This window comes from Plantactinospora veratri, from assembly GCF_036421995.1.
GTDB classification, from domain to species: Bacteria; Actinomycetota; Actinomycetes; order Mycobacteriales; family Micromonosporaceae; genus Plantactinospora; species Plantactinospora veratri.
In genome coordinates, this window is record NZ_JAZGQL010000017.1 from 227277 (window position 1) to 253603 (window position 26327).

Here is a 26327-nt window from a genome sequence, read left to right on the forward strand (position 1 = left end):
TTGCGCGGAGGAGCGGAGTATTTTCAGCCGTTCGACGACGGCACCACGAACCCCGCCTCGTACGCGGCGATCACCGCCTGGGTGCGGTCCCGGGCGCCGAGCTTGGCCAGTACGTTGCCGACGTGCGTCTTGACGGTCTCGACGCCGAGTACCAGCTCGGTGGCGATCTCCGAGTTGGACAGTCCGGTCGCCATCAGCCGCAGCACCTCGCCCTCCCGCTCGGTCAGCCGGGCCCGGTCGAGCCGGTCGCCGGCCGGGCCGGAGGCGTGTGCCGCGACGAGTCGACGCAGCGCCGCCGGGAAGAGCAGGGACTCGCCCTTGGCGACCACCCTGATCGCGTCCACCACCTCGGCCGGGCGGGCCCGCTTCAGCAGGAAGCCGTGCGCGCCGGCCCGGAGCGCCTGGTAGACGTAATCGTCGTTCTCGAACGTGGTGACCACCAGGATCCGGGGCGGTTCGGCCGAGGTGGCGAGCAGGTGCCGGGTGGCCTGGATGCCGTCGATGGCCGGCATCCGGACGTCCATCAGCACCACGTCGGGCCGCAGCTTGGCGACCAGCGGCGGCACCTCGGCCCCGTCGGCGGCCTCGCCGACGACGGTCAGGTCCGGCTGTGCGTCGACGATGGCGCGCAGTCCGACCCGGATCAGCTCCTCGTCGTCGACGATCAGCACCCTGATGGTCATGTCCGCTCCGCTCCCCTGGTCAGGTCCGGTCGTTCCGGCGCTGTCGTCGGCCGTTCCGCCGTCGTCGTCGGCCGTTCCGCCGTCGTCGTGGTCGGCAGCCAGACCGCGATCCGCCAGTCGCCGTCCTCGGGCCCGGCGCTGACCCGGCCGCCGAGCAGGACCACCCGCTCCCGGATGCCGGCCAGCCCGCGCCCCCGCCGCTGCCCCGGGGGGTGTCCCGGGCCGGCCCGCCCCCGGGCCACCCCGGACGGCTCGCCGAGCGCGTTGACCAGCTCGATCTCCAGGGCGTCGTCGCGGGCCGCGACGCGCAGGGTGACCGGTCGCCGGTCGGCGTGCCGGGCCGCGTTCGTCAGTCCCTCCTGGACGATCCGGTAGCCCTCCCGGGCCACCACCGCCGGCACCGCGCCGAGGTCGCCGGCCAGCTCGACGGTGACCGCGAGCCCGGTCGCCCGGGTGTCGGCGACGAGCCGGTCCAGCTCGTCGAGGGTACGCTGCGGCGCCCGCACCGCCCGGCCGTCGTCCCCCGTCGGGCCGTCGTCCCTCGCCGGGCCGGCGCCGCCGGACCGTTCGACGTCACCCTCGCGGAGCAGTCCGAGTACGTGGTCCAGGTCGGTCATCGCCGCCCGGCCGGTCTCCTCGATCGCCCGCAGTGCCCGCCGGACGAACTCGCGGTCGGTCTCCAGCACCTCTCCGGCAGCCGCCGCCTGGAGGGTCGCGACGGTGAGCGCGTGGCCGACCGAGTCGTGCAGTTCCCGGGCCAGCCGGTTGCGTTCGGCGAGCCGGCTGGTCTGCCGCTCCAGCGCGGCGATCCGCTCGGTCTGGGACGGGCCGAGCAGCACCGGTGCCATCAGCCGGGCCAGGGCGCCCAGTCCGGCGACGGCGTAGCCGAGCAGCACCAGCACGCCCACCCCGACGAGGCTGAGCCAGCCCCGGTGCCACTCGCCGAGCGGCCCGATCTGCAACCCGTCGATCGCCTCGGTGCCGATGCCGAGCTGCGCGAAGAGGAAGAGCAGCGCCATCGGCAGGGCCGCGATCAGCGCGAACCCGACCAGGCCGCCGGAGACCAGGTGGATGCCGATCCAGAGGGCGCAGCGCAGCCGGGTCTCCCGGTCGATCCCGCTGTCGGCGACCGGCTCGGGAAGCTCGACGTCGAGCAGGGTACGCGCGGCAGCGATCTCCAACGCCCGGGTGCCGCGCAGGAAGAGCGGTACCGCGGCGATCGCCGTCGCGACCGCGATCAGCAGCAGTACGGCTGGTCGGGGTACCTCGTCGGTGCGCAGCATCTCGACGAAGACCGTGCCGAGCAGCAGGTACGGCAGCACCAGTACGCCGCCGAGCAGCAGGAAGACGCCTCGGCGGTAGGTGGCGCCGCTGGTCAGCGGTGCCAGGGCGGCCCGGATCGTCACCCGGCCCATTCTGCCCGGCGACGGCGTGGAGGTCGGACCGGGCCAGTCCGATAAGCGCGGAAACGCCGATTTTGCGGGTTACTAGCAAAAGTATCGTCATAAAGGACAGAATTCCCCGCATGGCTGTTGGAGAGTTCCAGACGCAGGTCGTCCGGCGCGCCCGGGGGATCAGCGCCGCCCTCAGCACACCGCCGTACGTCAAACCCGGGCACTTCTACTCGCCGGCCACCTCGCTGGCCGACCGGGCCACCGCGATCGGCTGGCGTGAACTGACCCCGGTCGGCGTCGACCTGCGGGAGCGGGAACAGCTCCGGCTGGCCGGCGAACTCGGTCCGTTGATGCGCGAACTCCCCAACGACCGCTGGCACGACCAGAACGGGATGTACGGCCGCGCCGACGCCGCGGTACTGCACGCGATGCTCCGGCACCACCGGCCGGCCCGGCTGATCGAGGTCGGCTCCGGCTATTCCACCGCGGTCGCCCTCGACGTCGCCGAGCGTTACCTGCCGGACCTGCGGATCACCTGCGTCGAACCGCATCCGGAGCGGCTGCGCTCCCGGCTGCGTCCCGGTGACCGGGTCGACCTGATCCAGCGCCGGGTCCAGGACGTCGACCGGTCCAGCTTCGCCCGGCTCGAATCCGGCGACATCCTCCTGATCGACTCGACCCACGTGGCCAAGGCCGGCTCGGACGTCGTCTGGCTGCTGCTGCACGTCCTGCCGACGCTGCGTCCCGGGGTGATCGTGCACGTCCACGACATCCACTGGCCGTTCGAGTATCCGGAGCGGTGGCTCCGGGAGGGCCGGGACTGGACCGAGGTCTATCTGCTGCGGGCCTTCCTCACCGACAACGCGGCGTGGCGGACGCTGTTCTTCACCTCGTGGCTCTGGTCCTGCCACCCGGACGCGCTACCCGCCGAGTTCCGGGGTCTGCCCACCGGTGCGTTCTGGATGCGCCGCGCCGAGCAACCGACCGGCACCGGCTGACGGCTCGTCACCAGACGAGGTCGGCGTCCCGTTCCGCCCGGTCGACCGGCAGGATCGGCCGGGGACCGCGCGGCGGTCTCGGCCGGGGCTGCCACTCCCGGGGATAGCCGAGCGACACCTCGTCGAAGCGGACCCCGTCGAACCAGTTCACCCTGGGGATGTGCAGGTGCCCGTAGACCACCGAGGCGGCCCGGTAGCGTCGGTGCCAGTCGGCCGTGTGCACGGTGCCGCACCACTGCGCGAAGACCGGATAGCGCAGGATGTCGGTGACCTCCCGGACCAGTGGGAAGTGGTTGACCAGCACGGTCCGGGTCTCCGGTGCCAGCTCGGCCAGCCGGGCTTCGGTGAGCGCCAGCCGGGCGGCGCACCACTCCTCCCGGCTCGGATAGGGGTCGGGGTGCAGGAAGAACTCGTCGGTGCAGACCACTCCGGCCTCGTGCGCCAGCGCCAGACCGTCCTCCTTGGTCTGCGCGCCCGCCGGCCGGAAGGTGTAGTCGTAGAGCAGGAAGAGCGGCACCACGGTGACCGGCCCACCCGGACCCTCCCACACCGGGTACGGATCCTCCGGGGTGATCACCCCGAGCCGCCGGCACATCTCGACCAGCAGCTCGTAGCGGGCGACGCCGCGCAACTGCACCGTGTCCTGCCGGGGTGTCCACAGCTCGTGGTTGCCGGGCACCCAGACCACCGTGGAGAAGCGCTCCTTCAGCAGCCGCAGCGCCCAGTAGATCTCCTCGACCCGGTCGGCGACGTCACCGGCCACCAGCAGCCAGTCGTCGTCCGAGCCCGGCACGAAACCCTCGACCAGTTTGCGGTTCTCCGCATAACCGATGTGCAGGTCGCTGACGGCCAGCAGGGCGCCGGTACGCGAGGTGGCCACCGCGCGATCCTATCGGGCCGGGACGCGCGACCGACCGGCCGCGCTCAGGACTCGACCCAGCCGTGCGACCGGGCCAGCCCGACCAGGTGCTGCCGGATCGCGCCGATCTGGGCGCCGGTCAGCGAGGGCACCTTCTCGATCAACAGCTCGGTGATCTCGCCGCTGAACTCGGCTCCGGAGAGTACGTCGCACAACTCGTCGTCGCCGGCCGCCCGGCTCGGGCGCGGCTTGACCACCGGCCGGTCGGTGATCCGGATGGCGGCCGCCTTCAGCCCCCGCTCCCCCTGCTCGACCTCGTATTCCAGGCGCATCCCCGGCTGGATCAGGTGCTTGTCCTCGCCGAAGTCGTTGGCGTGCACGAAGACGTCCTCACCTCCGCTGTCGGGGGCGATGAACCCGTAACCACGCACCTCGTCGAACCTGAGCAACTTCCCGGACGCCACGAAACCACCGCCACCCTCGCCTGACCGACCACAAGCACCGGGGCCACCCCGGCTCGACACCACCTGCCGGACCGGCTGGGCCACCCCTGGCGACACACTAGCGAGCGGGCGGCCCGCGAGCAGCCCCGCGCCCGGCGCCGCCCGCACCCGCCCCGGTCACGACGCGATCGCCCGCGCCCACGGTACGACGAGCCGCTCGACCGCCACGACCAGGTAGAACAGCAGCGCACCCATCAGCGCCAGCAGGGTCAGCGCGGCGAACGCGAGCGGGGTGTCGGCGGAGTTCCCGGAGTTGACGATGACGGCGCCGAGCCCCCGGTCGGGGTTGACCACCTCGCCGATGATCGCGCCGATGATCGCCAACGAGATCGCCACCTTCAACCCGACGAAGATCTGCGGCAGCGCCCAGGAGAGTCGTACCTTGACGAAGGTCTGCCACCACGAGGCGGAGAGCGAGTGCACCAGTTCGCGCAGGTCGCTCGGGGTCGAGGTCAGCCCGGACATGGTGGCGACCACGATCGGGAAGAAGCAGACCAGGATCACCATGACGATCTTGGGCTCCGGTCCGAAGCCCATCCAGACCAGCAGCAGCGGCGCGAGCGCCACCTTCGGTACGGCATTCACCGCCGCCATCAGCGGCATGGTCATCCGCTCGACCACCCGGGACGCCGCCAGCAGCAGCGCGACCAGCAACCCGGCGCTGGCGGCGATGCCGAACCCGACCACCGTCTCCAGCAGGGTCACCCAGGTCTCCGCGAGCAGATAGCCGGGCAGCCGGAGGAACGCGTCGACCACGTCCGGCGGTGCCGGCAGGAAGAACGTCGAGATGTCGAAGAGTTCGGTGGTCAGCCACCAGAGGCCGATCGCCAGCGCGCCACCCAGCACGGGCAGCCCGGCGTCGGTCCAGAGTCGGGCCAGGCGGGTCTTCGTCGGTGAACTGGTCATCACGGCCTCCGGGTGGGGTGACGCGGCGACGGCAGGGGTGGCCGGCAGCGCCCGGTCGGCGCGCGGCCCGGCGACGGTGCGGACGATACCGGGACGGCGGTCGATGCGACCGCCGTCCCGGTCCGGGTCAGCCACCCGGCCGACCTCTCGGAACTCCGGCACGGAGCGCCGGATCGTCAGGGCTTCGGCACGAACCCGAAGTCGACGACCTTCTCCGGGGTGAGCCCGGCGGGGATCAGACCGGCACCCTGCATCACGGCGATGGTCCGCATCACCCGCTGCTCGTCCATGAAGCCGATCGGCGCACCGCCGACCGGTGCCACGTAGGGCGTCATCGCCTTGATCTCGCCGATCCCGGACGGCACCGCGTAGCTCGGCTCCGCCTTGTTGAGGATCTGCGCCGCCTCCTCCGGGTGGTCGATCGAGTACTGCAAGCCCTTCAGCAGCGCGCCCGTGAACCGGCGGACCAGTTCCGGGTTCTTCTCGATCAGGCCGGGGGTGGTGATGATGGCGTTGCCGAACAGGTCCCGCAGGTAGTCGCTGTACGGCAGCACCACCACGTCCTTCTTGGCGGCGTTGCCGAGCGCCGTGCGGCTGAGCAGGAAGGTACCGAGCGCGTCGACCTGGCGGGACGCCATCAGCCCGTTCAGCGCGGTGGCCTGCGCCGGCTGGATCTTCACCTTCGCCGCGTCGATGCCGGCCAGCCGGGCGTACGCCGGGAAGAGCAGTTCGGTGACCGAGCCCTTGCCGGTCGCCATGGTCCTGCCTTCCAGGTCCTTCGGGGTGCTGATGTTGGTGTCCTTGGTGGTCATCACCGCGACCAGCGTCTGCTGGTGTACGGCGGCGACTGCCCGCCAGTCGGTGAACTCGCCCTTGCCGGCCTGGATCACCGCACCGGTGAAGTCGAGCGCGGCGAACTGCACCTTGTCGGACTTCAGCGCCGTCAGGTTCGGGACGTTGCCGGCGCCCTTCTGGATGTCCACCTCGATGCCGGCCTCGGCGAAGTAGCCCTTCTCCTTGGCCACCCACGCGAACGCGTCCCGGCCGACCGCCCCGAAGGCGGTGATGTACCCGACCTTGTCGGGGTCCTTCTTGGACGCTTCGGCATCCGACCCGGAGTCGCCGCCGCACCCGCTCGTGACCGCCAGCGCCGCCGCCAGTAACGCCGCGGCGAGCAGGCGAGAACGTCTGATCATGTGTGCCTCCCGCTTGTGGAATGGACCCGAGGGCGGGCAATCGACGCCTCCCGCGCGAACAGCACGCCGCGACCCCTCGGCGCGCGTCCGGCCTGCCGGCCCTCGTTCGGTCGAGAATCGTAAATGAGTTGTGTCCGAAATGTCATCGACAAGATCCGGTCAAGATTCAGGCAAGCTGCGGCGTGCCGATTTCCCGCGCTTCGGATATCAGCAGGTCATGACGATTGACATCCGGCATCGACAGCAGAGAACCTGTCCGCAATATTGTTGATAATTCTGGAGACAACGTTGCGGTCAGCCGTACTGAGCTGGGGGTTGGCGGGGTGTCCGCACCCGACCGACCGGTGCCACGCCGGCCGCGTCGAGCCGGCGTACCGCCCGGTGGACGGGCGCACTCCGGCTAAGGTCCGACGCGTGCATATCCCCGTCGACACGGTGGACCCCGCGGACCCGACGTACCAGTCTCACCGGCCCGATCGATTCCGTCGCGACCGCCGCCGAAATCGCCCGAATGTTGACCGACGTTGGACGTCGGACAGATTTCCGCCCGGGTCGACCCGACACGGATCGTTCCGGTGACCAGATCATGACCGAATCCGCGCAGCGACCACCGACCGCCCGGTCGTCGGCGGACGACACCGGCCCACCCGGCACCGGGGCACCGGCGGGCGGCCGGCGGGCTCCGGCCCGATCCGCCGACGAGGCGTACGACCAGCTCCGGCAGGAGATCTACCGGGGCGAGCTGATGCCCAACGAGCGACTGATCGAGATCGAGCTGGCGACCCGGCTACAGGTCAGCCGCGCGGTGGTCCGGACCGTACTGGTCCGGCTCGGTCAGGACGGACTGGTCGTGCTCACCCCGAACCGGGGCGCACACGTCCGACTGGTCAGCGAGGAGGAGGCGGTGGAGATCCTCCAGGTGCGCGCCGTACTCGAAGCACTCACCGCCCGGCAGGCGGCGCGGCTCGCCACCGCCCGGGAGATCGCCGCGATCCGCCGGCTGCTGGGCCGGATGGCCCGGAAACTCGACGCCGACGACCTGCTCGGCTACTCGGAGGGGAACGCCAAGCTGCACGCCGCGATCATCGCGGCGGCCCGGCACGAGACCGCGGCCCGGCTCATCACCGGGCTGCGGGCCCAACTCGTCCGGTTCCAGTACCGCACCATCCTGGTGCCGGGCCGGCCGGCCCGGTCCTTCGAGGAGCACACCGCGATCGTCGACGCGATCGCCGCCCGGGACCCGGACGCCGCCGAGGCGGCGATGCGCCGGCACCTCGGGTACGTCGAATCCACCCTGGCCAGGACCGCGACGGCGATCCGCCGCCGGGGCGGCCGGCCCGACCCCACCCGTCCGGGCTGACCGGCGTACGGTCCGCCCACCCCCCAAGGAGCGTCATGTCCGAGCACCCCGTCCCGTCCGCCCGCGCCCGTGCCCTGGTCGCCGGGGCGTACGACACGCACGTGCACGTCGCCCCCGACGTGATGGAACGGCGGATCGACGACCTCGACCTGGCCGACCGGTTCGCCGAGGTCGGGCTCGCCGGCTTCGTACTCAAGTCGCACTACGTGGCGACCGCCGAGCGGGCGATGGTGGTCCGCAAGGTACGCCCGGAGGTCGACGTGCTCGGCGCGGTCACCCTGAACGGTTCGATGGGCGGGATGAACCCGGCGGCGGTCGAGATCGCCGGCCGGCAGGGGGCCCGGGTGGTCTGGATGCCCACCGTCGACTCCGGCAACCAGCGCCGCAGCAGCGCCACCGACCTGCCCGGGGCCAAGCCGGCGATGTGGGGGGCGCTCCAGGCCGATCTGCACGCCCAGGGCATCGTCCCGGACGTCGTCGAGGTGGTCGACGCCGACGGGCAGGTGCTGGAGCCCGTCCGCCAGGTGCTCCGGGTGATCGCCCGCCACGACATGGTGCTCGCCACCGGGCACCTCTCCGGCCCGGAGATCCTGGCCGTGGTCCGGGCGGCCGGCGCGGAGGGGGTACGCCGGATCGTCGTCACCCACCCCGAGTTCACCTCGCAGCGGCTGCCCGTCACCCAGCAGCGGGAACTCGCCGAGGCGGGTGCGCTGCTGGAACGCTGCTTCACCACCCCGTACACCGGAAAGGTCTCCTGGCCGGACCTGTTCGGCAACATCCGGGCGGTCGGGGTGGCGCACTCGGTGCTCTCCAGCGACCTCGGGCAGCCGTTCAACCCGCCGGTCGAGGACGGGCTCGCGCTCTTCGCCGACCGGCTGCTGGAGGCCGGGTTCACCGAGCGGGAGGTCCGGACGATGGCGGTGGAGAACTCGCGCCGGCTCGCCGTGACCTCCGGCGACCGGGTGCCGGCCTGACCTGCGCGGCTCAGGCGCCGGCCGCGACCTCGACGACCGGTTCGTGGCGTACCGGGAAGTCGACCGAACTGGCGATGAAGCAGAGCTTGTGCGCCTGCTCGTGCAGTTCGGTCGCCCGGTCCACCATCTCGGGCGAGGCCACGGTCACCCGGGGCCGGAGTACGACCTCGGTGAAGGCGCCGCCACCGTCCCCGCTCTCGACCATCGTCCCGACGGCGTCGTCGACGTACCCGGTGACCACCACCCGGCCCCGGGCACAGAGGCTGAGGTACGACAGCATGTGGCACTGGGCCAACGCGGCGACCAGCAGTTGTTCCGGGTTCCACCGCGCGGGGTCGCCCCGGAAGGTCGGGTCGGCGGAGCCGAGCAGCGGTGCCGGGCCGTCGGCGGTGACCTGGTGGTCGCGGCCGTAGTCGCGGTAGTTGACCGTGCCGGTCTCACCGGCGCCGGTCCAGGTGACGGTCAACTGGTAGTCGTGGGTCCTCGGCACTGGTCTCCTCCTCGGCTCGCTGCCGCGAGTATCGACCAGCCGGGCGGTGATCGGTTACCACCCGGCCCGGGAGTAACGGATTCCACAGTCGCGCCGCCGCTCGGCGGCCCGTCGATGGCGGTGCGGCGGGGCGACAGCGGCAGGCGGGCCGCCGGCTGTGGCGAGGGCCGCACTCCATTGACCTCAAGCCTGGTCGAGGTCGCAGCCTTGGTGCTGCCGGCGGCGGGTGTCCGCCCGGCGGCGTCGACGCTGGAGGTGGTCAGGATGCGCGCGATCGAGGTGTCCCGGTTCGGTGGACCCGAGGTGCTGGTGCCGACCGAGGTACCCGACCCGGTGCCCGGGGCCGGCGAGGTCGTGGTCGACGTCGTCGCCGCCGACACGCTCTGGCTGGAGACGATGGTACGCAGCGGCCGGGGCGGGGCGGTCTTCCCGGTGCGACCGCCGTACCGCCCGGGGGTCGGTGTCGCCGGAGCCGTCACGGCGGTCGGTCCGGGCGTCGGACCGCACTGGCTCGGCCGGCAGGTGGTTACCCGGACCGGCCCCGCCGGCGGGTACGTCGAACGCGCCCTGGTCCCGGTCACCGGCCTGGTCGCCGTACCCGAGCAGGTCGACGCGCGGGATGCCGCTGCCGTCCTGCACGACGGTGTCACCGCGCTGGCGCTGGGCGACATCGTCAAACCCACCACCGGCGACCGGGTGCTGGTGACCGCCGCCGGTGGCGGACTCGGCGCGATCCTGGTCCAGCTCGCGCACGCGGCCGGCGCGACGGTGGTCGCCGCCGCCCGGGGCGCCGCCAAACTCGACCGGGTCGGCGAACTCGGCGCCGACGTACTGGTCGACTACTCCGCCCCGAACTGGACCGACCGGGTACGCGAGGCGACCGGCGGCCTCGACGTCGTCCTCGACGGTGCCGGCGGCGACTACGGGCGCGCGGCGTTCGAGCTGGTCGAGCCCGGCGGCAGGTATTCGGCGCACGGCACCCCGGCGGGCGCGTTCGGCACCGTCGACCCGGCGGTGGCCCGGGCCCGTGGCGTGAGCGTGACCGGCATCGAGGCCGTCCAACTCGGCCCGGACCAGTTCCACGCCTACCTGGAAGCGGCGCTGGCCGAGGTGGCGGCGGGCCGGATCAGGCCGCTGATCGGTCAGACGTTCCCGCTGGCGCGGGCCGCCGACGCGCACGCCGCGATCGAGAACCGCACGGCGATCGGCAAGACCCTGCTGCTGCCCTGACCCGGAGCCCGCCCTGTCCCGCCGACGGCGCTCTCCGGCCGGGTCGGGTCGGGCTAGCGGCTGGGCCGGCTCTCCGGGTCCATCGGGTCGAACTCCTCGTCCTCCTCGATCGCCCGGACGATCTCGTCCCGGTGTTCCGCGACCATCCGGTCGAGATGCCCGCGCAGCAACTCGGCGTTGGGCGACTCGCCGGAGTAGATCCGGTCCCAGTCGTCCTCGCCGGCCTCCACCAGCCGGGCCAGGGTACGCATGTCGTCGCCGAGGTCACCGCGCAGCGCGGCCTCCTGGAGGGCCCGGCGTTCCTCCTCGGTCGGCCTGTTGTTCCGCTGGAACCGGAGCATTTCCTGCAACGCGGACTCCATCGCCTCGTTCAGCTCGGCCGTGGCGGCCCGCATCTGCTGTTCGATGTAGGCGAAGTCGGGCGAGGTCATACCGCGCCCATCGCCGGGACCGGGCCGGTCACCGGGGCGGGCGGCAGCTTCGCGACGCTGAAGTAGTCGACGCAGAGCTCGATGGTGCTGATCAGCATGGTCAACGCGTTCAGGAAGACCTGGACGACCTTGATGGCCTTCCAGACCATCGTGATCCCCTCCTTGACCGTCTGGATCAGCTTCCACTGCCCGTAGGCGGGGATCGCGGCGTTCGACAGCGCCGCGCTGACGAGGCTGACCAGGGTCCTGATGATGTCGACCACCACCTGGGCCATCTTCACCGCATGGTCGATCATGTCCCAGAGGTGGTCGCCCATCTTCCGCATCGCACCCGCCTGCTCGGTCAGGCTGGCAGTCCACCGGTCCACGTGGGCGGTCGCGGCGTTGGCCGCGTCCCCGCTCCAGGTCCTGGTGATCGCCTGCCGACCCGAGGCGAGGTTCGCCTGCGCGAGATCGAGGCACTGGGCTACCGCCCGCCACGCCTCGACGTGCCGGGCGGCCTTGTCGATATCACCGGCGAGCCAGCGGGTGACCTTCTCGCGCGGGTCCGGACCGCCGACCCAGACCACGAGGTCGCAGACCTTGTCGAAGACGAAGCCGAAGGAAACCTCGGGCAGGTCCGGCATGCCGGCGCCACCGCCTCCCGGAGCGACCAGAGCACCGGCCGGCGAACCGGGGTCGCCGAACCCGTTGGCCTCGCCGTCGTCGGTGACGAGGCCGGTCTGCCCACCGGCGAGCCTGGTCAGCCGGCCGCTCGACCGTTCGTCGGCCTCCCGGTACGCGGTGGCGGAGGTGTTGAGCCCGTCCCGGGTCTTGCCGAGCCGGAGGCCGTCCTCGGACAGTACGTTGTGGAACTTCGGGATCATGCCGGCGTACGGGCCGGTGATGAGCTCCAGGATCCGGCCGAAGTCGGCGTCGGCGATCTGCCCGGCAGCATAGTCCCGGGCCGAGCCCATGTCCGCAGAGACCCGCCCCACCTGCTGGGCCCAGCCCCGCAGATCGGACAGTTCAACTGAGACAGTCGTCACGACAGACCCCCCGATCGCCACGTTTTCGCCCGCGGTGCCACACCCGCCCCGCGATTGACCATCGTGGATTGTGCCACCGGGCTCGCGGCGCTACAACCCGTCACCGGAGTTCGCCGGCAGGCGTCAGTGGGTCCGCCAGAACGTCACGATCAGGACGATCTGGACAGCGACGACGCTCAGCAGGACAAGCCACTGGCGGCCGAACGACCAGTGCCGGGCGATCGACCAGAACACCAGCACGACACCGGCGACCCCGGAACCGATCATCGGAACCATCCAGGCGACGTCCCCGCCGGTCGCCCCGAACACGGCGGCCAGCAGAGAGAAGAGAACCGCGCCCCAGACGAAGGTCTCCCGGAGAAATCCCTCGGCCAGCGCTACCGCGGCGGCCCGGAGGAAGCCGCCCCACCCCCGGCGGCGCCCGCCGGAGTCCGACGCGTCGTCGATCTCACCCGCCCGCTCGTACGCCGCCCGGAACAGCGGGCCGTCCGCCTCGGTCGGCTCACGCCTCTGCTCGGCCACACCGACACCGTAGTCGATGCGGGCGACCACGTCAGAAGTCGTCCGGAGTGTTGATCCGGCTGCGGATCCAGACGCCCGCCTCCTTCAGCCGGGCGGTGCCGCCGAACTGGCCGGCCGCACAGGTGCCTTCGGTGAAGACCGCGCCGGAGCGGAAGTCGTCGGAGAAGTTCCAGTTCACCCAACTGATCTTCCGGCTGGCGAAGAGGTCCAGGTAGCGCTGGGCCATCACGAAGTCGTTCGGGCCGTCGCCGGAGTAGTCCTGGGTGCCGAACTCGGTGACGAAGAGCGGCAGCAGGTCCGCAGCCCGGCTCACCGTGTCCAGGTAGTAGTCGTCGTGCGAGGCGGCGTAGAAGTGGAAGACGTACATCACGTTCCCGGCGCTGACCGGGTTGGCGGCGATGACGTCCGCACCGCCGCCGCTGCCGGAGGCGCCCAGCGACGACCAGTCGGGGGTGCCGACCAGCACCACCGCGTCGGCGTCCCGGGTACGGATCACCGGGATGATCTGGTCGGCGTAGCTCTTGATGGTGCTCCAGGTCACCCCGTCCCCGTTCGGCTCGTTCGCGATCTCGTAGATCACATTGTTCTTCGCCCGGTGCCGGTCGGCGATCTCGGCGAAGAAGGTACGCGCCCGCTCCAGGTTGTGGTTGGGGTCGCCGGGGGTGAGCATGTGCCAGTCCACGATGGCGTACATGCCCCGGGCGGTGGCCAGTTCGATGTAGTCGTGCACCATGTCGGTGAAGCGACGCGGGTCGGTCTCGTAGCCGCCCTCCTGGATGTACATCGAGATCCGGAGCACGTCGGCCTGCCACTCCCGGGCCAGTACGTCCAGCGACGCCGGGGTGGCGCAGTCGGCGTACCACTGGATGCCGTGCGTGCTCATCCCGCGCAGCTGGATCGCCTTGCCGGCGGCGTTGCAGAGCTGCCGCCCGCAGACCCGGAGCTGCCCGTTCGCCGCCACCGGGGTGCGCCCGCCGGGCGGGACCGTCGGGACGCCGGTCGGGCTCACCGTCGGTGTCGGGGTGGGGCCGGTCCCGCCGCCGCAGGGCTGGCCGTTGAGCTGGCAGCCGTTGGGGGCGCCGGGGCCCGATCCGATGAAGCCGAAGGTCACCGAGGCGCCGGGGGCGATCCGGCCGTTCCAGGAGAGGTTGCCGAAGGTGTGCCGCTGGCCGCTGCTGGTCAGCGTGGCGTTCCAGTGTGAGCCGACCGTCGTCCCGGCGGGCAGGTCGAACTGCACCTGCCAGGCGCTGAGCGCGGTGCTGCCGCCGTTGGTGATGGTGTAGCGGCCCTCCCAGCCCGAGCCCCAGTCGGAGACCTTGCCGAACGAGGCGGTCGGGGTCGCGGCGGCCGGGGTCGCCGCCGCCTGGGCGACCACCGTCGCGGGTGCGGCCGCGACCGCCGCGACGAGCCCGGCCAGCAGCAGCAATCTGCGGGTACGCCTCACGATTCCTCCGGCACTCGACGGCGGGCGGCCCGACCGGCACACGTCGAGCCATCAACTTCTGTCGAACTATAAGGAGAACTAACTGTGCCCGCAACAGGACCGGCAGGACGCGGCAGGACGCGACAGGGACGCCACCGGCTTCGGCCGCCACCACCGCCGGGCACGTCCGTCCGGGTCAACCCACCGGCTGTCTCGACCCGTCCGGGTCCGGCCGGGCCAGTTCCGCCGGGCCGCCCCGGTGCGGCCGGCCCGGCCACCAGAACCGCTCCCCGAACAGCGTCGCGATCGCCGGGACGAGCAGGGTACGCACCAGCAGCGTGTCCAGCAGTACGCCCACCCCGACGATGATGCCGATCTCGGTGAGGGTGACCAGGGGCAGTACGCCCAGCACCGCGAATACCGCGGCGAGCAGGATCCCGGCGCTGGTGATCACGCCGCCGGTGGCCGCGAGCGCGGTCAGCACACCCCGGCGGGTTCCCTGTTCCACCGCCTCCTCGCGGGCCCGGGTGGAGAGGAAGATGTTGTAGTCCACCCCGAGGGCGACCAGGAAGAGGAAGGACAGCAGCGGGACCTCGGTGTCCAGCGCCGCGTAGTCGAGCACGTGCACGAAGAGCAGATTGCCGATGCCCAGCGCCGCGAAGTACGTCGCCACGACCGTGCCGACCAGCACGAGCGGCGCGACGAGCGCCCGCAGCAGCAGTACCAGGATCACCGAAACCACGCCGATGACGAGCGGTACGACAGTACGCAGGCTGTCGATCGACGCCGTACGGGTGTCCAGGTTCGCCGCGACCGCCCCGCCCACCAGCGCGTCGGCGTCCGGTACGGCGTGCACCGCCGTACGCAGCGCCTCGATCGTGTCGTAGCTCGCCCGGCTGTCCGGCTCGGCGGCGAGTACGACGTCGACGGCGACCAGGCCGTCCCCCTGTTCGGCCGGGCGGGCCTGCACCACCCCCGGAGTGCCGGTGACGGCGGCCAGCACCTCCGCCTGCCGGTCGGCCCGGGCGACCACCACTGTCGGGTCGGCGGCACCGGCCGGGAAGTGCCGGCTCAGGGTCTCCAGCGCCTCGATCGACTCGGCCTGGACCCGGAACTGCTCGGACCGGCTGAGCCCGAGCCGCGCGTCCGCGATGCCGGCCGCCAGGACGGCGAGGAAGACCAGCGAGAGGGCGGTGATCGTCCGGGGCCGGCGGGCGACCAGGGAGCCGGCGCGGGCCCAGATCCCCTGCTGCCGTACCGGCTGCCCGGGGCGCGGCACGAACGGCCAGAAGAGCCCGCGGCCGCAGACGACCAGGGCGGCGGGCAGCACGACCAGGCCGAAGAGGGCGGCGACGGAGATGCCGATCGCGCCGGCCACCCCGAGGCTGCGGTTGGTGGTCAGCGGCGCGGCGAGCAGGGTGAGCAGGCTCAGCACCACCGTCGTCGCGCTGGCGGCGATGGCCGGCCCGGCCGAGCGCAGACTCCGGCGCATCGCCTCGCGCCGGTCGTCGTGCCGGCGCAGTTCCTCCCGGTAGCGGGCGATGAGCAGCAGCGCGTAGTTGGTGCCGGCGCCGAAGACGAGGACGTCGACGATGCCGATCGTGGACGGGTCCAGCCGCAGCCCGGCTTCGCGGCTGAGCAGCGCGAGGACGGAGTTGGTCACCAGGTCGGCCAGGCCGACGGCGCCGAGCGGGACGAGCCAGAGCCACGGGCTGCGGTACGTGACGAGCAGCAGCGCCGCCACCACCAGCACGGTGATCGCCAGCAGTGTGACGTTCGCCCCGGAGAAGGAGGAGGCGATGTCGGCCTGGAACCCGGCTCCGCCGGTGACCTGCGCGGTGAGCCCGGCCGGCAGCCCGTCGGCGGCGATGGCGCGTACCTCGGTGACCCGGTCGATGGTCTCGTCGACCGGCCGTTCCGCGGCCAGCGGTACGGCGACCAGCGCCGCCCGCCCGTCCGGGGCCGTGACCGGCGGTCCCACCCGGCCGCCCTCGGCGATTGCCGCGAACCGGGCCGACTGGGTCGCGACAGCCTGCCGATCCGCCTCGGTCAGCGCGGCGTCGTCGCGGGCGTAGACGACGAGGGCGGGGTTGAGCTGGCCGCTGGGCAACCGGTCCCGCAGCGCCTCGACCCGCGCGGACTCGGCGTCGGCGGGTAGCCCGCCGGCCGGATCGTCGTCGGTGGTGGCGCTGCCGCCGAGGCCGATCAGGACGGCCGAGGCGAGCACCGCCACGGGCAGGACGAGCCAGGCACCCAACCGGCCGGTGATGGTCCTCAGGATTGTGCTGGTCAACCGCTCTCCGCCGCCCACGAGGCCCTCCCGACCGGTAATCTCGCCAGGAAAGCATCTTGCCATAGAATTATCTCGGCTGCCGAGATACTTGGTCGGCGAGCTGATCGCCCGGCGGTATAGTGTCGGCGGCCGGAGAGGGGGCAGGTGTTGGCCGACAGCGTCTTCCAGCGGCCCGACGAGCCCCGCGCCCGGCTGATCAGCTCGATCGTGAGCCAACTGCGCCTCTACGTCGCGCACGCCCAGCACATCGGGGAATCCTTCGCCGCCCGCAACGCACTGGGCCACGCCGACCTGCACGCACTGCTGGTGGTGATGGAGGCCGAACTCGCCGGCCGGCCGCTAACCCCCGGCGACCTGCGTGCCGAGCTCAACTTCTCCTCCGGCTCGGTGACCGGGGTGGTCGACCGCCTCGAAGCGGCCGGCCACGTCTACCGGGACCGCGACACCGCCGACCGCCGCAAGATCTTCCTCCGGTACGCCGAGCCGGGCGCCGCCGTCGCCCGGGACTTCTTCGCCCCGCTCGCCCGGCGTACCGCAGCGGTGATGCGCGGCTTCGACGACGGGGAACTCGAGATCGTGCAGCGCTTCCTGACCGCCATGGTGGAGAGCGCCCGAGAGCACCGGGACGAGTTGCGGGCCGAAGCGCCGACGGCACCCCGCACCCGGGCACGTCGCCCGAAGGATGCCTCGGGGACCGGTTCCGAGACGCCACCGCAGGAGCGCGTGACGTGACCGGGGCGAGGACGAGCCCCGGTGCAGACGCTGGAAGTCGTGAAGCCGTCGACATGGGGTATCAGTCCGTCAGCGATGTCCCCGAGGATGCTCGGCTCTGCTTGCCGGTGACCGAGCACACGGTGCGTCCGACGATCGGGAGGGGTGGGATCAGGTGTGTGAGCACACGGTTCGGCGAGTGACGTGGTGAGCTGTCTCCTGCCAACCCGCGACCAGGACCTCGTCGCTGGCGACGCCGTCCCGCCGCCGGACGCATTGCCCGAGGTCCCGGCGGCGGCCTACCGGCAGCGTTGGGCGGTCAGGACGATGGCCGTGCTACCCCACGATCGCCTGTTGGAGATCGGCTGCGGTCGCGGCGTGGCCGTCTCCCTCGTCGCCAGCCGGCTCCGCAGCGGGCGGATCGTCGCGATCGATCGGATGGCGGCGATGGCCCGGCTCGCGGCCGAACGCAACGCGCGCCACCTCGACTCGGGCACGGCGGAGATCCGGCGTGCCGACTTCGAGTCGGTCGACCTGCCAACGCGATACTTCAGCAAGATCTTCGCGGTGAACGTCAACCTGTTCTGGCTCGGCGCGGCGACCCAGCAGATCGATCGGGTACGGAACCTGCTCGCCCCGGGAGGGCGGCTCTACGTCTTCGGCGAACGACCCACCTCCGTGCACGCCACGGCGAACGTCAGCGCGACCGAGCGACTGCTCCGGTCCCACGGCTTCGCCACCACCAGGTCGATCGAGGTCCGCAGGCAGGGCCGGGTACTCACCTGCGTCACCGCCCGGCCGACGCCCTGAGCGCCCGGAAGGTCCTCGCGGCAAGCTACGGATGGTGTGTCGGGACCGCGCCGACTCGCGGCGGGCCTGGACAACGGCTCCGGCCAGCCCTGGTGGGTTGGCGGGATCCGCTGAAGCGCGGTGCCGCCCAGCTCGGCCGACCCGGCTCCGTCGTGGTGACTCGGCGGCGGCAGCCGGCGGTCTCACCGGGCTCTCGCCCGGAGAGTGCTGGTGAGGCGGTCGACCGCTCGCCCTGCTCAATCTTGATCAGCAGGTGGTCGGGCACCCGCCTACCGTCATTGGCCATGTGCGCACGGTGTTCCCTCGGCTGCCAGATCACCGCTCGTGGCCGTCGGGTTCGTGCAGCCTCACATCCGGGCTCTCAACACGTCGAACTCACAGCCGGGCAGGGACGGGTCGAAGCCGTGCTCGACCAGCCAGCGGGCCGCCACCAGGCTCCGCCACGACCACCACCCCCGGATCACGTCGAGGTCGACGTCGGTGCCGTAACCGGCGACCACGTCGGCAAGGTGCTCCTCGTGTCCGAGCGTCAGCACGGCGAGGTCGTACAGGGCATCGCCCTGGGCCGCCTCGGACCAGTCGATCACTCCGGTGATCGTGTCACCGTCGACGAACACGTGGGTGATCTGAAGGTCGCCGTGCACGAACACCGGTTTCCACGGCCGCAGCGCGGCGTCGGCAACCTGGCGGTTACGGGTGACCACGTCCGCGGGAAGGACACCGTTCGTGAGGAGCCATTCGCATTCGCCGTCGAGGCGCGACGCGAGTTCGTCGAGGCGCCGACCGGGCCATGGCGGCAGGGGCGCGTCGTGCAGCGTCCGCACGGCCGCACCCGCCGAGACCCACGCCGCCGACGACGCGGGCGACGGCTCACCGAGGCACCCCAGTGCCGTGCCCGGGACGGCGGCCAGCGCGAGTACGGGCGGCTGACGCCACCGGACCTGCGGAGTCGGGACCGGCGCCAACGCCATCGCCTCGACCTCGACGTCGATGCGCGTCTGATCAGCGTCGATCTTCAGGAACACATCACCGACACGCAGCGTCGCCCGCTCGTCATGGGCGACGACGACCTGAACTTCTTCCACGTCGGCCATTATCACGAAATGATCATCCACGCCGCCCCGGATTTATCGCGTACGAATCAAAGTGCGTCACGGCGCACCGGGATGCCGGAGCGGACTGTCTGGTCCTCGGCTGACGACGCCGCCGGTTCCGTGCTTCTTCAGCGTGGTTCGAGTTGGGCGCCGTCCCGGGTGAGGCAGTGCACCAGGTCGCCGAAGGCGACGGCGGGCAGCCAACTCTTGCGGTGGTAGCCGGGAACGAGGTGGGTGTGGATGCGGAAGTCAGCTTACTCGTTCCGTGTCGGCCAGGTATCGAAGGCCGCGTTTGAGAAACGTCCGTGGATTGGTGTCGAGGTATCGCGCCCATTTCGGATCCCGCTCGCCGCGTAGCCACGCGTATCGGGCCAACCCGTAGCCGTACATCGGTTCGGTCAGATATCCGAGCCGGCTGGTCTGGGTGTAGCCATAGGCGCCGCGAACCTCTCGCGAGTACTCGAACGCGGCGTTGGCGCTGAAGATGCCAAGGCCGAAGAAGATGGTCAACAAGTCGGTCAGTGGCTCGTGGTCCTGCTGCTCGGCGGAGATCCGGCCATCCGCCAGGAGCAGGACGTGACCCAACTCGTGCGCGAGGGTCGCCACCAGCGCCACGGGGTGGGCCGCCTGATCGTCGCGGATCCCGATGACCGATCGGCCGCCCCGGACGCGGTGATGCCCAGCCGCGCCCGTCCGGGCCAGGTGGATCGGGATATGTGCCGACAGTTCGGGGTTGTCGTCGACCTCGTCGTGTTCCAGGTCAACTCGCGCGGAGTCGATCTCCATGTGGGTGCACAGCCGCCCCAGGACCGCCTGAATGTCCTCCCGGGTGCCGCGGTACACACCGGGGAAGTGGTCGTCGGTGGGCAGGACCACCTCCGCGTGCAGCCGGTCCGTGCCGAACTGGGCCACGAACCAGTCCATTGATCGCTCGATCCACTCCCGCTCGACCGGCCGCACCGGGCAGTCCGTCTGTCGCCACCAGAGCATGCCCGGATTGTGCTGCACGACCGCAACCGGCCAACGGCATGAGCGGCCGGGGCCTCTCGCATCCGCCCGACCTGAGGTCGACGCCGTCACCGCCGGTGACGGTCATCTGCCGGCCGCCACGCGCTGACGGCGACAGAAGCAATCCAGATGCCGTAGCAGGTCACCGGTTGCCGTGTCGGCGGAACTCCCACGGATCGTGTGCCGACACGATCGCCACTTCCGTCACGTGGTCGCGGGCGAGGGAACGCAGCCGCTCAAGGTTGCCCAGCCGCTGTGCCGGGTCGGTTTCTATGCTGGACTGCAGGGAGGCCAGGAAGGGTGGTACCGGTCCGGCCTCGGGTGCAAGCTCGCCGTGGTGGTAGTAGGCATCGCCGGCGTGCAGCAGCCAACGGTCGTCGTCTCTGACCGCGACGGCGATGTGGCCCGGTGTGTGTCCGACCAACGGGACCAGCAGGATGTCGGAGGGCAGCCCGACCGGCTGGCGTACCTGGTCGAAACCGAACCACCGCTCGCCCTCGGCGAAGCTGTACCTGGCCCAGTTCGGGTGGTGTGCCCAATGCGCCTGGTGCGGGTACCGTCCACCGGTCATCGCCGCTTCGTACTCGTCCTCATGGACATGCACGGTGGCCTGCGGGAAGTCGGGTAGGCCACCAGTGTGGTCGCGGTGCAGGTGGGTGAGGATGACGTGGCGTACGTCCTCCGGGGCGAAGCCCAGTCTGGCGATCTGCCGGACCGCCGGCTCGTCCGGGTCGAGCGCAGGCCGGGCCCAGCCAAGGAATTCCTCGCCCAGTGACCTCTCCGGCGCCTCGATGTCGCCCAGGCCGAAGCCGGTTTCCACCAGGACCAGCCCGTCGGTGTCAGTCTCCACGAGCAGGCAGTGGCACACCCCGGGCAGTGGCCGCTGTCCTCCGCCGGTTGGTGTGATCTCCCGCAACGAGCCGCAGTTGAGATGATGGATACGCATGATGCTCCCGACTGACGATGTTGCCGTTCGGCGTACGCAGCGAGGCTAGGAGGCGGATTCGTGGCTCACCAAACGGTTGGCTATGCGGCGACGGGGCTGATGGACGCCTGCTCGGGTCGTGTGGTTGAACCGCACCCGTCGCGCCCGGTGGATGCCACCTTGGCGGTCTTGCGTGGCCGGTGGACCGCCCTGGTGATCCGCGAGTTCCTACACGGTGATCGCAGCTTCAGCGAGCTCGCCCAGGCCCTTCCGAAACTCTCGGACAAGACCCTCGCGGATCGGCTGGCGCAGTTGACCGAGGCGGCTGTTCTCGAGCGACGGCGGACGCCCGGTTGGCCCCCGCGGGTGCGCTACGCCCTCACCGACCGCGGACGTGCGCTCGCCCCGGTGCTGCAAGCAATGTGGGAATGGGGCTCGGCTTTCCTGGATGAGGGTGAACGTTGAGCACCGCAGAACCAAGCGTTGCCGGCGCGACCAAGGTCACCCGTCAACTCCCCGTCAGGCACCGTCGCGGAACAGCCGCGGCGCGAAGTCGATGAGGTTCTTCTGCCACGCGTCCCAGCCGTGCGGGCCTGGCGTCACCCCGGCGAATTCGTACCGGATTCCGAGGGTGTCGAAGGTCGCCATCGTGGACAACACGATGGGATAGACGAAGTCCGTCTCGTTGCCGCTGTACATCCGCAGCAGCTTCGTGCCGTTGTTGACCGCCGCGACGTCGAAGCCCGTGGCGTTGAACACCCCGGCGGAGAACGTGCCGATGTACGCGAACTCACCGGGATGCGTCTTGAGGATGTCGAGAGCCTGGAACCCACCCATCGACAGGCCGGCGAGCGCCTGTTGCGCCGGTTCGTGCGAGATGTGGTACGCGGCCCGGGCCGCTGGGGCGATGTTCTCCAGCAACTCCTTCCCGAAGTCCGGCACGTTGCCGTTGCCCATCACCACCACCATCGGCACAAGCTTCCGGTCGCGGAAGCCCTGGTCGAGAATCTGCTTGGCGCGGCCCATCTCCACCCAGTCGGTGTAGTTCTGGCCGCCGCCGTGTTGGAGGTACAGCACCGGATACGGCTCCGCGCGTGCGGGGTCGTAGCCGGGCGGCGTCCACACGTACGCGGTGCGTTCGGCCGAGACCACGGTGCTGGGGTAGGTCAGGGTCGCGAGCGTGCCGCCCCGACCTGCCGGGACATCGGTCAGTGGACGGGCGGCCCGTCCGGGGGCGAGGAACGTGCTCCAGGTCGGTTCCGAGGTGATGTGCGTCGGGTTCGTGGTGTCCTTCTTCGACACCAGGTCGACGATGAACTTGTAGTAGTAGAACCAGGGCTTGAGCGGACCCACGGTCCCCCGCCACCGGTCACCGGTACGGGTGAGCGGGACATTGACCCAGCTTCCACCCGGCGCCCAGTTGCCCCAGAGGGTCACCCGGCCCGCGCTCGCGAACTCGCTGCCCGTCTCGACGGTGACGAAGGTGTCTCCGTTGGCGTCCTGAGTGAGCCACGGCGTCGGCGTGGTGCCCGGAGCCGGCGTCGCGAACTCCCGGCTCAACGGCAGGTGGCCGACGCTCGGTCGGTGGTCGTGGGCCGGCCGGAACAACCGCGGCAGGAAGTCCGCCAGATTCTCCCGCCAGGCGTTCCAGGTGTGGCCGTCGTCCGGGTTCACCCCGTCGAAGTCGTGCCGGACCCGGGACCGGTCGAGCGTGTGCAGGGTCCGGTAGGTCGGGTTGTAGGCGGGGTCGGTCATGTTCCCGGTGTACAGGCGCAACAGCCGGGTTCCGGCGTTGACGGCCCGGCCGTCGATCCGGAGGTGTTCGTCGGTCAGCGGGCCGGCGAACGAGCCGACGTAGCCGAACTCCCCGGGGTGGGTGAGGGCGGAGCGCAGCACCTGGGTTCCGCCGGCCGACGCGCCCGCGAGTGCCCGGTGCGCGGGGTCGTCGGCGATGTTGTACCCGCGCCGGACCGTCCGCGCGAGGGCGCGCAGCTCCTGGCGGAAGTCGGGGGCGTTGCCGTCACCCAGCACGACCACCATGGGTTCGATCCGCCGCCGCACGGCGAGGTTGTCGAGGATCTGCTTGGCGCGTCCGAGGTCGAGCCAGTCGGTACGGCTGCCGTCCGCGCCCTGGTAGAGGTAGAGCACCGGGTACGGGTGCCTCCGGTGCGCGTCGTAGCCGGGTGGGGTCCACACGGTGGCGGACCGCGTCCGCCGCGGCCCGGCCGGGTAGCTGACGGTGCCGAGGGTACCGCCCTGACCGGCGGGCACGTCCGCGAGCAGGCTCGCGGAGTCACCCGGGACGAGGAACGTGCTCCAGGTCGGGTCGGAGGTGACCGTGGTGGCGTTGGTCTGGTCCTTGAGGAGCTTCGTCCCGTCGGCCCGGATCCGGTAGTGGTACAGGCCCGGCCGCAGCGGGCCGATCACCGAGGTCCAGGCGTCTCCGGAACGTCCGAGGCCCAGGTCCGCGATGGCGAAGGACGGACCGAAGTCCGCTTCGACGACGACGCTCGACACCGTGCCGAACGCGCTTTCGAGATCGGCTGCCGGAACCCGGAACGACGCGAATCCGTCGGACACGGTGAGCCACGGGGTCGCCGCCGCCACCGGCGGGGCTCCGGTCAGCATGCCCGTCGCCCCTAGGACGAGGGTGCCGAACACTGCCAGGCAGCGGCGTACACCGGCGCGGCGGGTCCGCCACCACTGCTGGAATGTGCCTGCCATCCCTCAACTCCTCGCGCTGTGATGGGCGGCAACCCGAGGTCGGCTTCGTGCTCGTGGCCCAGCGGAGCGGGCATGCCGGCTTCCGGGCCGGGCAGGTCGGCTGCGACAAACGCCATGCTTTGCATGGTTGCCCAGGCGCCACGGCATGTCGTGGGCCGTTCTGAGCACCGCTCACCCGGTTGGTGTGAGCGATAACATACTCAACGCATTCGACTACGTCAATTGATGGCGGCCGGTCGGTCGCGACGCGCGTCCCACCCCGCGCGCCAGGAACTCGGCTACGCAGGCTCCACTGCTGGCATCCAGCTTTCGATGCGCGCCGGCGCGGCCTCGACCGCGATCAGGTGTACGGCTACCTGCGCCGACTCGCCGCCGAGATCGCCCGGCTCCGCCGGGCCGAGTCAGCGGCCCGGACCGAGGCGGACCGGCTCCGCACCGAACTGCACCGGTGGCAGACCCGCCACGCCCGCTGTGGTTCGTCGACCCGCACCGCCCCCCGGGGTACGCCCAACCGGGGCCACTGGTGACTCACCCCACGCCTGACGCTACGACTCGACCTCCGGCGATGGGTGGGGGACTTCGTCTCCTACCTGCGGTCGACAGCGTCGAAGAGGCGCCGGCGCACCGTTTCGAACTCCCCGGACATGTCCTGGGCCATCCGGTCGAGATCGTCGGCGGCGCGGGCGGCATCGGCCGCAGTGGACGGAGTACCGGCAGGGTCACCAGCATCGGCGGCCCTGGCAAGCTCCTGTCCCACCTGAACGCCCAGATCCTCGTGCGCGTGGCGCAGCGCCTCCAGGATCGACGCGCTCAGCGCCGCAGGAGCCTGCCTCATCGCCTCGGCGTCGATGGTGAGTTCGCTGGGGATCCCGCCACCGTCGATGGCAACCCGCACCAGTCCATCCTCCGATTGCCCATGGCCGCTGACCCGGTCTAGGGCAGCCAGCACCGAATCGGCGACGGGGTCCCGACCGGGCTCGCCGCTCATTACCATGGGTCCACCTCTCGACCACCCAGCGATGCCTCACCATACCGTCGATGCCAGTTCGATCGGAGGCCGCGAATGGATGTATCGCCCGAGGCACGATCGACGATCAAAACTCGCCCTGCCGGTGGAGCGTCCCGCTCGGCGCTCGGCCGAGGTACGGAATTCGCGGGCGCCGCGCTGCTGGCCGCCGCGACCGGCGTGGCGATCGTCGCCGTCGTACTGCTCGGCATCCGGTGGGCCTCCGGGGACGACCTACGGTTCGCCACCGGTCTGTTCCTCTGGGCCGGCCGGGGGATCTGCGTCGCCGCGCCGCTGATGTTCCTCGGCAGGTACGTCCGGCGCCAGGCCGCACTGCTCAGGGACTTCACCTTGGTACTCGACGACGCCGGGGCGCACTGGTCCGGCGCCGTCGCCGGCTCCGTCGCCTGGACAGAGCTGGACCACGTCGTCGTCACGGCCCGACCGCGCCGGTCGCGTCGGTTGATCTTCGCGAGGCGGGTATCCGGACAGCCCGGCCCGACCGACGCGACCGTTCGAGCCTCCCCCGTAACACATCTCGTGCAACGCCTGGTCAACCCGTCCCGCTGGACTCTCGACGTACCCCTCGACCGCTTTGAGCAGCCACCGGAGGCGCTGGTGCGGCTCATACGTTCGACATCCGGCGGCCGATTTCCCGATCTCTACCCGACCGAGCAGTTTCCCCAAATCGAGGAGACCTCATGAGCGACATATCGACCGACCCGGATCATCTGCGCAGCATTGCGTCCAGGCTGGCAGAGCTGGCGGGACGGGTCGACGTCCTGTCCCGCGGCCTCAGCGACGGCGGCGCGGTGCCGGACCCAAGCCAGTTCCCGGAACTCCCCGTCGGACAGCGGGCAGCCACGGTCTGGAACGACGGAAATTCGGCCTTCGTCGACGGTCTCTCGCTGGTCGGACAAAATCTCTCCCGGTTCAGCGACAACATCCTGGCGGCAGCGGCCGGATACGAGCAGGCAGATCTCCGCGGCGCTGACCGGATGCCACGCAACCTGCCGGGAGAGACACATGACTAGCGTGGCCGAGAAGTACGGCATCGACATGTCGGACGTCCGCCGGATTGAAGGCTTGTACGGCCAGAGGCTGCCTGACATTCTCGAACCCCTACGTCAGGCCGACGCTGACTTCGAGGCACTGCGATCCGCCGCCGAGCAGCATCGCTCGGTTGCCGAGGGGGCCCTGCGCGTCCACGGCGACCTGACGCAGCTCCGTAGCGACATGGCGTGGGGCGGGCAGGCCGGCAGTGCCGCCGCGAACGCCCTCGACGTGGTGCTGACGGTGCTCAAGTGGATTGCCGCGATCATCCTCTTCGTGGTCGGAGCGCTGCTCGCGCTCATCGCGATGCTCCTCTACGCGATCGCCGCGATCCTCCGCTGGATCGGAAAGGCCCTCGCGGCCTGCGCCGCCGTCGTCGCGGTCGTCGCGGTCGTCGTAACGATCGTGGCGATCATCCGATCAGGCGGACGGGGACAGTCGGGACGACTCAACATGATCTGGGCGGCACTCCGGGCCGTCTTCAACACGACGTACCTCGCCACCCTGGGCATCACCGGCGCGCTCGGCGACGGGTTCGGCTGGGTGTTCGAGCAAGCAGCCAAGGGCGTCATGTGGCTGGCGCTCTACCTGATCGAGGTCGGCGGCAACCTGACAGGTACCCCGGACGAGGAGATGGGTCCGCTACGCGAGGAGCGCAACAACCTCTTCGACTGATCCCGTCGCATCCCGCTCGGCCCGTCCGGCT

At 71.0% G+C, this 26327-nt stretch carries 28 protein-coding genes; 11 read left to right on the forward strand and 17 right to left on the reverse strand.

Annotation, left to right across the window (positions count from 1 at the left end; genetic code table 11):
• Window positions 1–23 precede the first annotated feature (23 nt).
• A complete protein-coding gene (locus tag V1634_RS22825; protein WP_331209916.1) occupies window positions 24–683 on the reverse strand; it encodes a response regulator transcription factor in 660 nt (219 codons plus the stop codon).
• Entirely contained in the window at window positions 680–2089 is a 1410-nt protein-coding gene (locus V1634_RS22830; RefSeq protein ID WP_331209917.1) for a sensor histidine kinase, read from the reverse strand. The genes V1634_RS22825 and V1634_RS22830 overlap by 4 nt, the downstream gene beginning before the upstream one ends.
• A gap of 119 nt (window positions 2090–2208) precedes the next feature.
• Between V1634_RS22830 and V1634_RS22835 the strand changes: the two genes are divergently transcribed.
• Window positions 2209–3075 carry a class I SAM-dependent methyltransferase gene (locus V1634_RS22835; protein WP_331209918.1) on the forward strand — a complete coding sequence of 289 codons (867 nt, stop codon included), beginning with the start codon at window positions 2209–2211 and terminating at the stop codon, window positions 3073–3075.
• Between the two features lie 7 nt (window positions 3076–3082).
• On the opposite strand, the gene V1634_RS22840 is transcribed toward V1634_RS22835, so the two are convergent.
• From V1634_RS22840 to V1634_RS22855, 4 genes are all read right to left on the reverse strand, one after another.
• Window positions 3083–3955 carry a metallophosphoesterase family protein gene (locus tag V1634_RS22840; RefSeq protein WP_331209919.1) on the reverse strand — a complete coding sequence of 291 codons (873 nt, stop codon included), beginning with the start codon at window positions 3953–3955 and terminating at the stop codon, window positions 3083–3085.
• A gap of 44 nt (window positions 3956–3999) precedes the next feature.
• The gene (locus tag V1634_RS22845) at window positions 4000–4398 is read right to left on the reverse strand and encodes a cold-shock protein (RefSeq protein ID WP_107270931.1); all 399 of its coding nucleotides are present in this window, start codon (window positions 4396–4398) and stop codon (window positions 4000–4002) included.
• Between the two features lie 156 nt (window positions 4399–4554).
• Window positions 4555–5478 carry an ABC transporter permease gene (locus tag V1634_RS22850; RefSeq protein WP_331209920.1) on the reverse strand — a complete coding sequence of 308 codons (924 nt, stop codon included), beginning with the start codon at window positions 5476–5478 and terminating at the stop codon, window positions 4555–4557.
• Window positions 5479–5519: 41 nt separating this feature from the next.
• Window positions 5520–6539 (reverse strand): ABC transporter substrate-binding protein, encoded by a 1020-nt coding sequence (locus V1634_RS22855; RefSeq protein ID WP_331209922.1) that lies wholly within the window; start codon window positions 6537–6539, stop codon window positions 5520–5522.
• A 586-nt stretch (window positions 6540–7125) separates the two neighbouring features.
• On the opposite strand from V1634_RS22855, the gene V1634_RS22860 reads away from it, so the two are divergent.
• Together V1634_RS22860 and V1634_RS22865 are read left to right on the forward strand one after the other, a co-directional pair.
• Window positions 7126–7899, forward strand: a complete 774-nt coding sequence (locus tag V1634_RS22860; RefSeq protein WP_331209923.1) for a GntR family transcriptional regulator — start codon at window positions 7126–7128, stop codon at window positions 7897–7899.
• Between the two features lie 35 nt (window positions 7900–7934).
• Window positions 7935–8873, forward strand: coding sequence for a DUF6282 family protein (locus V1634_RS22865; RefSeq protein ID WP_331209924.1), 939 nt, complete (start codon window positions 7935–7937; stop codon window positions 8871–8873).
• 10 nt (window positions 8874–8883) lie between these two features.
• Here the strand turns inward: V1634_RS22865 and V1634_RS22870 are convergent, their stop codons facing one another.
• Window positions 8884–9363 carry an OsmC family protein gene (locus tag V1634_RS22870; protein ID WP_331209925.1) on the reverse strand — a complete coding sequence of 160 codons (480 nt, stop codon included), beginning with the start codon at window positions 9361–9363 and terminating at the stop codon, window positions 8884–8886.
• A 264-nt stretch (window positions 9364–9627) separates the two neighbouring features.
• Between V1634_RS22870 and V1634_RS22875 the strand changes: the two genes are divergently transcribed.
• The gene (locus V1634_RS22875) at window positions 9628–10593 is read left to right on the forward strand and encodes a zinc-binding dehydrogenase (protein ID WP_331209926.1); all 966 of its coding nucleotides are present in this window, start codon (window positions 9628–9630) and stop codon (window positions 10591–10593) included.
• A 53-nt stretch (window positions 10594–10646) separates the two neighbouring features.
• On the opposite strand, the gene V1634_RS22880 is transcribed toward V1634_RS22875, so the two are convergent.
• The 5 genes from V1634_RS22880 to V1634_RS22900 form a co-directional block, all read right to left on the reverse strand.
• Window positions 10647–11024 carry a hypothetical protein gene (locus V1634_RS22880; RefSeq protein ID WP_331209927.1) on the reverse strand — a complete coding sequence of 126 codons (378 nt, stop codon included), beginning with the start codon at window positions 11022–11024 and terminating at the stop codon, window positions 10647–10649.
• On the reverse strand, window positions 11021–12052 hold the full coding sequence (locus V1634_RS22885; protein WP_331209928.1) for a WXG100 family type VII secretion target: 1032 nt from the start codon (window positions 12050–12052) through the stop codon (window positions 11021–11023). Before V1634_RS22885 ends, V1634_RS22880 begins: the two co-directional genes overlap by 4 nt.
• Window positions 12053–12175: 123 nt before the next feature.
• Entirely contained in the window at window positions 12176–12574 is a 399-nt protein-coding gene (locus V1634_RS22890) for a hypothetical protein (RefSeq protein WP_331209929.1), read from the reverse strand.
• A 31-nt stretch (window positions 12575–12605) separates the two neighbouring features.
• Window positions 12606–13997: a cellulase family glycosylhydrolase gene (locus V1634_RS22895; protein WP_407951833.1), complete on the reverse strand. Its 1392-nt coding sequence runs from the start codon at window positions 13995–13997 to the stop codon at window positions 12606–12608.
• A gap of 196 nt (window positions 13998–14193) precedes the next feature.
• Entirely contained in the window at window positions 14194–16290 is a 2097-nt protein-coding gene (locus tag V1634_RS22900; RefSeq protein WP_331209931.1) for an MMPL family transporter, read from the reverse strand.
• A 144-nt stretch (window positions 16291–16434) separates the two neighbouring features.
• On the opposite strand from V1634_RS22900, the gene V1634_RS22905 reads away from it, so the two are divergent.
• Window positions 16435–17022 (forward strand): MarR family winged helix-turn-helix transcriptional regulator, encoded by a 588-nt coding sequence (locus V1634_RS22905; protein WP_331209932.1) that lies wholly within the window; start codon window positions 16435–16437, stop codon window positions 17020–17022.
• A gap of 306 nt (window positions 17023–17328) precedes the next feature.
• Window positions 17329–17811, forward strand: coding sequence for a class I SAM-dependent methyltransferase (locus tag V1634_RS22910; RefSeq protein ID WP_331209933.1), 483 nt, complete (start codon window positions 17329–17331; stop codon window positions 17809–17811).
• A 347-nt stretch (window positions 17812–18158) separates the two neighbouring features.
• Here the strand turns inward: V1634_RS22910 and V1634_RS22915 are convergent, their stop codons facing one another.
• The 3 genes from V1634_RS22915 to V1634_RS22925 form a co-directional block, all read right to left on the reverse strand.
• Window positions 18159–18905, reverse strand: a complete 747-nt coding sequence (locus tag V1634_RS22915; protein WP_331209934.1) for a phosphotransferase family protein — start codon at window positions 18903–18905, stop codon at window positions 18159–18161.
• 249 nt (window positions 18906–19154) lie between these two features.
• The gene (locus V1634_RS22920; RefSeq protein WP_331209935.1) at window positions 19155–19895 is read right to left on the reverse strand and encodes a hypothetical protein; all 741 of its coding nucleotides are present in this window, start codon (window positions 19893–19895) and stop codon (window positions 19155–19157) included.
• Window positions 19896–20055: 160 nt separating this feature from the next.
• Window positions 20056–20859: an MBL fold metallo-hydrolase gene (locus tag V1634_RS22925; RefSeq protein ID WP_331209936.1), complete on the reverse strand. Its 804-nt coding sequence runs from the start codon at window positions 20857–20859 to the stop codon at window positions 20056–20058.
• A gap of 60 nt (window positions 20860–20919) precedes the next feature.
• Between V1634_RS22925 and V1634_RS22930 the strand changes: the two genes are divergently transcribed.
• The gene (locus V1634_RS22930; protein ID WP_331209937.1) at window positions 20920–21303 is read left to right on the forward strand and encodes a winged helix-turn-helix transcriptional regulator; all 384 of its coding nucleotides are present in this window, start codon (window positions 20920–20922) and stop codon (window positions 21301–21303) included.
• Window positions 21304–21357: 54 nt separating this feature from the next.
• On the opposite strand, the gene V1634_RS22935 is transcribed toward V1634_RS22930, so the two are convergent.
• The gene (locus V1634_RS22935) at window positions 21358–23562 is read right to left on the reverse strand and encodes an alpha/beta hydrolase (RefSeq protein ID WP_331209938.1); all 2205 of its coding nucleotides are present in this window, start codon (window positions 23560–23562) and stop codon (window positions 21358–21360) included.
• A gap of 344 nt (window positions 23563–23906) precedes the next feature.
• Between V1634_RS22935 and V1634_RS22940 the strand changes: the two genes are divergently transcribed.
• Window positions 23907–24089: a hypothetical protein gene (locus tag V1634_RS22940; protein WP_331209939.1), complete on the forward strand. Its 183-nt coding sequence runs from the start codon at window positions 23907–23909 to the stop codon at window positions 24087–24089.
• A gap of 59 nt (window positions 24090–24148) precedes the next feature.
• On the opposite strand, the gene V1634_RS22945 is transcribed toward V1634_RS22940, so the two are convergent.
• Complete coding sequence (locus V1634_RS22945; protein ID WP_331209940.1) at window positions 24149–24550, reverse strand: YbaB/EbfC family nucleoid-associated protein; 402 nt, start codon at window positions 24548–24550, stop codon at window positions 24149–24151.
• A gap of 75 nt (window positions 24551–24625) precedes the next feature.
• On the opposite strand from V1634_RS22945, the gene V1634_RS22950 reads away from it, so the two are divergent.
• Genes V1634_RS22950 through V1634_RS22960 form a run of 3 tightly spaced genes read left to right on the forward strand, consistent with a single transcriptional unit; the run spans window position 24626 to window position 26296 of the window.
• Complete coding sequence (locus V1634_RS22950; protein WP_331209941.1) at window positions 24626–25273, forward strand: hypothetical protein; 648 nt, start codon at window positions 24626–24628, stop codon at window positions 25271–25273.
• Complete coding sequence (locus V1634_RS22955) at window positions 25270–25602, forward strand: hypothetical protein (protein WP_331209942.1); 333 nt, start codon at window positions 25270–25272, stop codon at window positions 25600–25602. Before V1634_RS22950 ends, V1634_RS22955 begins: the two co-directional genes overlap by 4 nt.
• Window positions 25595–26296 carry a hypothetical protein gene (locus tag V1634_RS22960; protein WP_331209943.1) on the forward strand — a complete coding sequence of 234 codons (702 nt, stop codon included), beginning with the start codon at window positions 25595–25597 and terminating at the stop codon, window positions 26294–26296. Before V1634_RS22955 ends, V1634_RS22960 begins: the two co-directional genes overlap by 8 nt.
• The last annotated feature ends 31 nt before the right edge of the window (window positions 26297–26327 follow it).